Source organism: Cupriavidus sp. SIMBA_020, assembly GCF_046535395.1.
Lineage (GTDB): Bacteria > Pseudomonadota > Gammaproteobacteria > Burkholderiales > Burkholderiaceae > Cupriavidus > Cupriavidus campinensis.
Map to the genome: position 1 here is coordinate 1 of NZ_JAWRWU010000207.1, position 340 is coordinate 340.

At 65.3% G+C, this 340-nt stretch carries 1 protein-coding gene; it reads right to left on the reverse strand.

What is annotated here, in order from left to right; genetic code table 11:
* Nucleotides 1–245 (reverse strand): response regulator (locus SB751_RS28845; protein ID WP_410748889.1); only part of this gene is annotated, 245 nt, incomplete at its 3' end.
* Nucleotides 246–340 lie beyond the last annotated feature (95 nt).

The following is a 340-nucleotide window of genomic DNA, read 5'->3' on the forward strand; positions in this document are numbered from 1 at the left end:
GGCAGCGCATTGCCGCTCACCGCGTAGACGGGCAACGACGGCTGTTTCGCACGCGCGGTTTGCAGCAGCTCGTAGCCATTCATCTTCGGCATGTTGAGATCGGTGATGACGAGATCGACGTGCGCCGTCTCGAGTTTCGCGAGCGCTTCCTCGCCGTCCTTCGCCTCGATCACGTTCGCGCCCAGCGTGCGCAACTGGTCGCGCAGCAGCGAGCGGTTGAGCAGATTGTCTTCGGCGATCAGCACGCTCAAGCGGTGGAAATCAGCCGGCGCGTGTGCTTCTGCGCCGGCAGCGCCAGTGTCGGTCTGCGTGGGCGCTGCATCCGCGGCGGGCAACTGTC